At 60.7% G+C, this 7,996-nt stretch carries 7 protein-coding genes; 2 read left to right on the forward strand and 5 right to left on the reverse strand.

Annotated elements, in window-relative coordinates:
- Positions 1-67: 67 nt before the first annotated feature.
- A complete protein-coding gene (gene nifH, locus QZY44_RS07620) occupies positions 68-946 on the reverse strand; it encodes a nitrogenase iron protein (protein WP_295444519.1) in 879 nt (292 codons plus the stop codon).
- 211 nt (positions 947-1,157) lie between these two features.
- Between nifH and QZY44_RS07625 the strand changes: the two genes are divergently transcribed.
- Together QZY44_RS07625 and QZY44_RS07630 are read left to right on the forward strand one after the other, a co-directional pair.
- Positions 1,158-2,021: an NAD(+)--dinitrogen-reductase ADP-D-ribosyltransferase gene (locus tag QZY44_RS07625; RefSeq protein WP_295444531.1), complete on the forward strand. Its 864-nt coding sequence runs from the start codon at positions 1,158-1,160 to the stop codon at positions 2,019-2,021.
- A gap of 95 nt (positions 2,022-2,116) precedes the next feature.
- Entirely contained in the window at positions 2,117-2,596 is a 480-nt protein-coding gene (locus tag QZY44_RS07630) for a Uma2 family endonuclease (RefSeq protein ID WP_295444533.1), read from the forward strand.
- Positions 2,597-2,762: 166 nt separating this feature from the next.
- Here the strand turns inward: QZY44_RS07630 and QZY44_RS07635 are convergent, their stop codons facing one another.
- From QZY44_RS07635 to QZY44_RS07655, 4 genes are all read right to left on the reverse strand, one after another.
- Complete coding sequence (locus QZY44_RS07635) at positions 2,763-4,643, reverse strand: serine/threonine-protein kinase (protein ID WP_295444522.1); 1,881 nt, start codon at positions 4,641-4,643, stop codon at positions 2,763-2,765.
- A complete protein-coding gene (locus QZY44_RS35680) occupies positions 4,630-5,085 on the reverse strand; it encodes a helix-turn-helix domain-containing protein (RefSeq protein ID WP_365303616.1) in 456 nt (151 codons plus the stop codon). Before QZY44_RS35680 ends, QZY44_RS07635 begins: the two co-directional genes overlap by 14 nt.
- Before the next feature lie 1,618 nt (positions 5,086-6,703).
- Entirely contained in the window at positions 6,704-7,480 is a 777-nt protein-coding gene (locus QZY44_RS07650; RefSeq protein WP_295444525.1) for a hypothetical protein, read from the reverse strand.
- Positions 7,481-7,583: 103 nt separating this feature from the next.
- Positions 7,584-7,996: DUF4123 domain-containing protein (locus QZY44_RS07655; RefSeq protein ID WP_295444528.1), on the reverse strand; the 413-nt coding region annotated here is incomplete at its 5' end.

Consider the following 7,996-nt stretch of genomic DNA (forward strand, 5'->3'; position numbering starts at 1 on the left):
CAACGCTGTTCTGAACCACCGAGGCGCCAGGGGGCGCCTAGGGGCACGATCTTGGGACTGCGCCCGATCAGGCGGCTTCTGCCTCGGCCGTCTTGCCGACGACTGACTCGTCTTCCTCGTCCATCAGGCCGAAGTCCATCAGCAGGGCTTCCAGCGCATCCATGGTGATCGGGGTCGGGATCACGAAGTTCTTGTTGTTGATGATCTTGTGGGCCAGGTCGCGATACTGCTGGGCCTGCCCGGCCTTGGGGTCATACTCGATGACCGTCATGCGGCGGATCTCGGCGCGCTGCACCACGTTGTCGCGGGGCACGAAATGGATCATCTGGGTGCCGAGCTGGCGGGCCAGCTCCATGATCAATTCGTCTTCGCGGGCGGTGTTGCGGCTGTTGCAGATCAGGCCGGCCAGGCGCACGCTACCGGAGTTGGCGTACTTCACGATGCCCTTGGCGATGTTGTTGGCCGCGTACATGGCCATCATCTCGCCGGAGCAGACGATGTAGATCTCCTGGGCCTTGTTCTCGCGGATGGGCATGGCGAAGCCGCCGCACACCACGTCGCCCAACACGTCATAGAAGACGAAGTCCAGATCGGCCTCGTAGGCGCCTTCCTCTTCCAGGAAGTTGATGGCGGTGATAACACCGCGGCCGGCGCAGCCGACGCCCGGCTCCGGGCCGCCGGACTCGACGCACTTGATGCCGCGGTAGCCGACCTTCAGGACATCTTCCAGTTCCAGGTCTTCGACGCTGCCGGCGTTCGCCGCCATCTCCATGATGGAGTTCTGGGCCTTGGCATGCAGGATCAGACGGGTGGAGTCGGCCTTGGGGTCGCAGCCGACGATCATCACCTTCTTACCGGCCTCGGCCAGGCCGGCGACCAGATTCTGGGTGGTGGTGGATTTGCCGATTCCACCTTTGCCGTAAATGGCGCATTGACGCAGTGCCATGGGTAGGTTCTCCTGTAAGTGGCTTTCGCAGCGGTTGAACAAAATTGGCGTTCGCTTAGCCTTCAGCAAACCTCGTGCCAGGTCCTAATGCATACTAAAATCTATGTAAGAACAAAAGAATGCGTAGTCGTGGGGCGCCCTGCGGCCTTGGTAGCATCCACGACAAGGCGGCGGCGGGTGTATGGATAGCTACAGACAAACGGCGTCGGACATGGGGCCGGACCCGGCCGAACCGTCGCTGGCCGCCCCGGCGGCCGTGCCGCCGACCCTGCCGAAGACGGCGCGGCTGTGCCTCAACCGCTGCAACCTGCCGCCCTGGATCCTGGGCAGCCTCGCCTACCAGCAGCACCCGGTGCCGCTCGCAATCGATGGGGTGCGAGATTTTCACGCGGACCTTTGCCGCCGCCTGGACCCGGTTGACGACCATCGGACCCGGGCCGAGCGTTTTGTCGACTACATGACGGTGCGCTTTTGTCTGGAGGACCTGGAGGAGGCGGGCCTGACGCCAGGCCGGCGCAAGAAGTCCCGGGCCAACGCCAACTATCTGCGGCAGGTGCGCGGCTGGTCCTTCGACTCGGACGGGCGCGAGGGGGCGGTGCTCAAGTATTGGGCGGAAACGCGCTTCGGGTTACTCGCCAGGCACCATGGGGGGCCGCTGCACGGGCGCGGGAGCGATGCCTATGTGGGGTTTCAGGCCGAAGCGGTGCGGGGGATCTACGGCACCAATGCGCTGGAGTCCCAGCTCGACCTGCTCTACACCTATTGTCAGTACGAGCTGCGTCGCCAGCACCCGGGGCTCAGCCACCTGACCCTGTATCGGGGCATCAACTCGATCGGCGATCACGAGGTCCTGGGCCGCGAGCCGGACGGCACCTACCTGGTGCTGCTCAACAACCTCAACAGCTTCACCAGCGAGCGCGAGCGCGCCGATGAATTCGGCGACTATCTGTTGACCGCACAGGTGCCGCTGCCGAAGGTCTTCTTCTACAACCGGCTGCTGCCGGGGATGCTCAAGGGGGAGGACGAGTTTGTCGTCATCGGCGGGGTCTATGGGGTGCGGATCTCGACCCTGTGAGCGGCTGGCTGGAGCGGGTGCGAGCAAGACTGATGTGGTTTCGGTGACGACGTAGGGTGGATAAGCGCAGCGCATCCACCAGCGGCCCCTGGTGGATGCGGCGCGTCCAAGCACCGTGCCTGGTCCGCAGCGCCGCGCCGCGCGCCTTATCCACCCTACGACGGGCGATCTTGCTGACCACATCACTCTTGATCGCACCCGGCTGGAGCACGTCGCTGCGCAGGTGTCTGTGCCCTTGGTCTTTCCTGCTAGCGCCGTTTCGTCTAGTCTGGGGACAAAGCCCTAGTCGTCGGGATGACTACTACGAACGGACCCACCCGGGGCCTGAGGATTGTCTCCTCTTGATCGAGGTTGCAGAGACCAGTCTGACCCACGATCGCCAGACCAAATTGCCCCTTCACGCCCGCTTACGGATACCTGAGGTGTGGATCGTCGATATCTCTGGGCGCCACCTGGACGTATACCGGGACCCGGACGATGACCGTTACACCCAGCAGTTCCGCGTTTTCGACTTGGCACGCGTCGAGATCGCTACGCTCCCCGGTGTCGTGCTCGACCTACGCACCCTGTTCTGAAGCCGCCCTCACCGGGTCCCGGCCTGACTTTCACGGCAAGACCTCGACCAGTGGGGAAGGCCCGGGCGGCGGTCGGAACGATGACCAAGGTCGCACCAGCCGTGTGCGGCCATTGTGGATAACCATCGCCTTGTGACATGCTGGGGGGGGTGACCCCCGATCCTTATTACTGCGTCCGTGGCACTACCCTTTTTTGTGTATAAGGATAATTGACGACTACTTTCCAACTGTCCTTGGTCCCACCGTCGATCGTTTCCCAGGCGGCAATTTGGCTGAACTCGGTGTCGCCGATGACAATGGAATAATAGCCAATGCCATAGGCCGCGCCCTGCATCAGCCTCCCGAAGGCCTGCACCGACGGCGACGGGGCGAGAAAGAGATTCTGGCCGATGTATTCCGTGCGATCATTATAGACCGTCAACCCGTCCTGGCGCATGATCCAGACATTCCGGGCCTGCGCCTCGCGCGTGGCGACCAGCGGGACAAATTTGGGCAATACCTGTCCCGGATAGACACGTGCCTCGAGGTAGCTTACGGGAGTGCCATTTTTCATTATGGGGACGCGATAAATCAGCAGTATGCGTTGGTTGTCGAGTAGCGCGACCGGCATCGCCGGCAGTTGTCCATTATGGCTCGCGTCCTGATTCAAGGCGGACAGAATCTCGGGCTCGGTGCCTAGCGCAAAGGATTCAAAATGCGGGTGGCGGTGGTGCAGTTGCGTGAGCAGTTGTCGTGTCGTGATGTCATCCGCAACAGCGATATCGGCTTTGGTCTTATTGAGGTCAGCGAACAGCTTCGCGGTATCGCCCACGATGGCCGCGGTGATCGCGCGCGCCTGTTCCTGCGACCGTTGGGCGTACGTCGTCAAATCCACCAGAGCCCCCTCGGCCCTGGTCTTGGCCTGCTCCATCTGCGCCGCGTAATGGAGCGAAAAGCCGGCGCCGCTGATGATGGCAACGAGTAATAGCCCGGCCATCACGACCAAGGCGCGGTGGCGCGCCAGAAAGCGGCGCAGCAGTTCCCGAGTGGAATAGGAATAGATATTGACCATGCCGCCTTCACGAAAGGCGCGCAATTGCACTGCCAGTTCACCGGCGTCGCGGAATCGCTCCTGCGGCGCGGTGCGTATGGCCTTGTCGCAGATGGCAATCAGTTCCGGAGGTGCGGACGGGTTGAGCGTTCCGGGCGAGCGCACGGCGGGGTGCGCGCCGATCTGTGTCTCGATCTCCTCAAGCCTGCCGCGATAAGGCAGTTCGCCGGTGATGATCCGGTAAAGAATAACGCCCAGGCTATAGACATCACTGGCCTTTCCGGCCTCGCCGCGAAATTGTTCCGGGGCCATATACTCAGGCGTTCCCACAACCTGGACGGTCTGCTTGTCGCTTAACGTGTGGCGCTGGTGGGTCAGTGCCTCGCGATAGAAATAGGTGTTGTCGTCGTCGCTCAGAACCTGTGCCAGGCCCCAGTCGAGAACGATGGTCTCCCCGAAGCCGCCGCAGACGATATTGCCGGGTTTCAGGTCGCGATGGATCACGCCCTTGGCATGGGCGTAGGCGACCGCATCGCAGACGTCGATCAATACGTCGAGCAACTTGAGGCGCCGGGCAAAGGCCGGGGCTACCGCGGACTGAACGCACTGGTTAAGTGATTGCTCCAGCGTTTCGCCCTTGACGTAACGCATGACATAATAAGGTTTGCCGTCCGCGTGCCGCCCGAGTTCATAGACTGCAACAATGCCCGGGTGCTCAAGCTTGCCGGTAATCTTGGCCTCGTGGATGAACGAGTTGGCCACCTCGCTGTCGGCGGTGCCGGAAAATTCAGCCAGCAGCTCCTTCATTGCCACCCGGCGGCCGATGATTTCATCATAGGCCAGATAGACGCGTCCCACGCCACCCTGACCGATCGTATCCAGAATCGTCAAGTGCTCTGGAAAGCCCGGTTGCACGTGCCGCCTGAGTCTTTTGGCGATGGTAGGATGATCCGCCAGCACGATGGTGGGGCCATCGTCAGGCGATGGTGCGTTGGCAACTGTGTTATCGATGGCCATAGTGATTGACGTCGGCTACAGCCGAGTCTTGCTCCTTGTTGTTCACCGCCCGGCTGACCGTCATGCGGCTGACGCCGAAATGCTCAGCGATTGTCTGAGTCGGCGGCAGGGCAGTCGCTGGCTTGGTGGAGGCCGAGAGGCCGCCGTCCTCGGCCCACTGCACGGCGCGGCTGACCGTTGAGTAATGAATGCCAAAGTGGTCTGCAATCTCCTGCATCGTGTAGGCACCGGTCAGAAAGGCGCGTGCCATAGCCTCACGACGTAGCGGATAGGTCCGTGCGAAGTAAGCGAGCGACTTGGCGAGCGGGCGGCGCTGCGCCCTGGAGACTTCGCGTAGCCGGCCCGGCGGCGCGCCGGCGCTGACCGCCTGCTCGATGAAGGCACTGCTGCCCAGAAAGACCCGATGGCGCAGTCCCCCCAGATACACGGCTGATCCACACATGCGTGTAGATGCCGTTGCGTTGACGCATACCCGGCGACAGGTTCGCGTCCGGCGTCTCCACCACGACATGGTAGTGGTTAGTCATCTCGCAGTAGCCGTGGCAGCGCCAGTTGAACCGCTCGCAGGTCGCCCCCAGTGCCGCCAATCAATCCGCCCGGTCCCGCTCGTCGCGATAGATCGCCTCGCGGCGGTCGCCCCGCGAGGTGACATGGTAAAGCTCGCTGGCGAGCGCGATGCGCAGCGGTCTGGTCATGCCCCAAAGTCTAGTTCAGAAATGCTGGATTGCAAGACCTGCCCCCGTCCTGGACCTGTGCCCAAGACCTGACCCCGTCCTGTGACCGAAATGCTGGATTGCAAGACCTGACCCCGTCCTGTGTCCTGACCCCGTCCTGTGTCCTGTGTGACCCCCCGTCCTGTGACCTGACCCCGTCCTGTGACCCCGTCCAGTGCTTGACCCCGTCCCGTGCTCCGGGCTTCTGCGTGCCCTTTGACCCCGATGCCTTTCAACCCCGCAGCCTTTCACGCGGCCCTTGACCCCGCGGCTGCTTCTTCGTGTCTCTTGCTGTCTTTCGCGTGTTACTATTCTTGTATACCTACGTACCGAAAAGCACCTGGAGGCAAAAGTGAGATATTGCGATATTCCGTGTTAGAACCTCTTCGCTCGGGGTCCATTTCCCTATTGGAATTGTAAAAGGGCACTTGATCGTTTTCCGCTAAGACAAGACCGTAAATTGTTGAGTAGTCGTGGGGGGACCGTAGAGATCCCTGAGCGTCCTTCCCAACGCGTGAGAATTGGAACATGCTCACGGTTTCGCTTAAGACGTTATGGTCAAGCATAGTCCAATAAGCAAGTGGACGAACTCCAGTCAAAAATGAGGTGTCGCGGCACGGTGTAACATGCAGGAGTGTGCGTTCAGTAACCGATTGCCCCTTTTCCGCAAGAATTTCCCTAATGGTCATAGCTTGGAACCACGGGGCTCCGCGCTCTTCTGATTTACTATGCGATTTATGGGTTTTATGGTTCCTGCAAAAATATAAATTACATTGATCACAGAAGAAAACCCTCCCCCTATTTGTACACGATGAGATAGCGCAGCGTGAAACTGCTTGGGGCATCCCGCATGTCCGGTCCTGCAGAGTAACGGGGTAAGACCCCGCTATTGGTGCTGTGCTCGCCGCCGATGCCGCTGCTGCCGCCTGCGAGGGAATAGGGGGGGGAATAGATGTCATTGGAATAGGGGTCAGATCCCTATCTTGGTCTACTCGCGAGGTTCCCGCCACATAACTGGGGTCAGCCCCCGTTTTCTGTTCCATTCTCTCTACGTTCGGAGTGGCTGCCGCACAGGTCAAGATAGCATGAACTTTTTGAGAAGCACCGAATCCCTTTGTGACTGGAGTCGGTAAGTTCGCGCCAGCAGGCGGCACTGGTGTGCGGTTTGACATTAGTACTTAGCCTCGCCCCATGATCAAAACCCGATTAAGCCGGCACTGTCCGCTCACTTCTGTATTGACGCTCTTGTACTCTTCACACGAGACTATCAGCAGTTGGCTAATGTACGTTTGCTGGTTGTCCGCTTAGCACGAGCATTTGAACCGCCATGCTCGCGACTCCGATTACTCATGACCGCTCTGTTTGACGCGTATCGGCCACCACATATCCAACCCAAAGCAATGCATTCTCTTCCAGAAGTTTCGCCTTCGCATCAGGGTCGCTGGTGCTCTTATCCCTCAGTATCTCCCCAATCCAGGGATAGAGCGGATCGCCACCGCACCCGTGACCGAAGCCCAGCATCAGCATGACCACCAGAGCCATCCCGCGAGGCGTCGTCAGCCGCTGATTGCGCGCCCCCAGTTGCCTCTTGAGAATGAGCGCCATGAGCGCCTCGCTGCCGAGAAAGGCGGCCTTCTCGGGGTAGATCAGGCCGATCTCATCAAGCATGAAGGGGACCAGATCGTTAGGGGCAAAGTTCAGCGGCTGACTGGCGAAGGCCCGGATGTTCGTCAGCGCCTTCAGTCGATAGACATCATCCGGACCGGCAACCTGAAATTGATAGTCGATGACTCGCTCATAAAGACGCTCGGCACGGTCCATCTGGGAGCCGGAGTCGCGTTCTTTGAGAATCTCTCCCGCCCAGGGGTATTGCGGGTCGGTGTCGAAGGCGCTGCCCAGGACGAGCATCAGTTCGAGATACAAACGCATCGGACCCCGGCGATCGAATCCGTAGCCGCGGGCGCTCTCGATACCGCGCCGGATTACCCGGCGCATCTGCTCTTGGCCGATCGACTGGCAAAGCAGTGGCCTGAAATCGGCAAGATGTGCGACCATCTGATCCTCGAAGGCACGCCAAGCCGCCGCGTCGAAGACCTCCATCTGTTCCTGGCGGATGATCAGCATGTCGCACCGCTCATCTCATTTCCAATGGGCTCATGGTCAGCTCCTGCAATACCGAAGTCGGTGCGAGCGGGTACCATTGCGAAACGGGCGAGTACTGCATGCATTACTCCGCTACCGCGGCGTCGGCGGCGGAGTGCGTCAGCGACTGCTGTCCGAGCCGGGCGCCGTCGAGCGTAAAGCGTAACAGGGTGTCGGTGCCCCGTGCCTGAGCATAATAGGCGCCGACCGGCCCGAACAGGGTCTGTAACTCCCCCGTATTGCAGGCAGGCAGGTAGATGGACAGTATCCGTGGATCATAATAGCGGAAATAGTGCGGCTTACCCTGCTGATCCGCGACGATGAACAAGTTGCGAAAATGCGTACGAAGGCTACGGAAGTTCGCGTCGGAGCCCGCGAGTATGCCCCAGTGCCGCCCCACCTCGTAGGTGAGAAGTCGTCCGGTGAAGGGGGAGTCAGCGTCCAGTTCGACCAGATAGGGAGCGACCTGGGCCAGCTCCGGTTCCAACTCGCCGCGAA

It is taken from the genome of uncultured Thiodictyon sp., from assembly GCA_903837595.1.
GTDB lineage: Bacteria > Pseudomonadota > Gammaproteobacteria > Chromatiales > Chromatiaceae > Thiodictyon.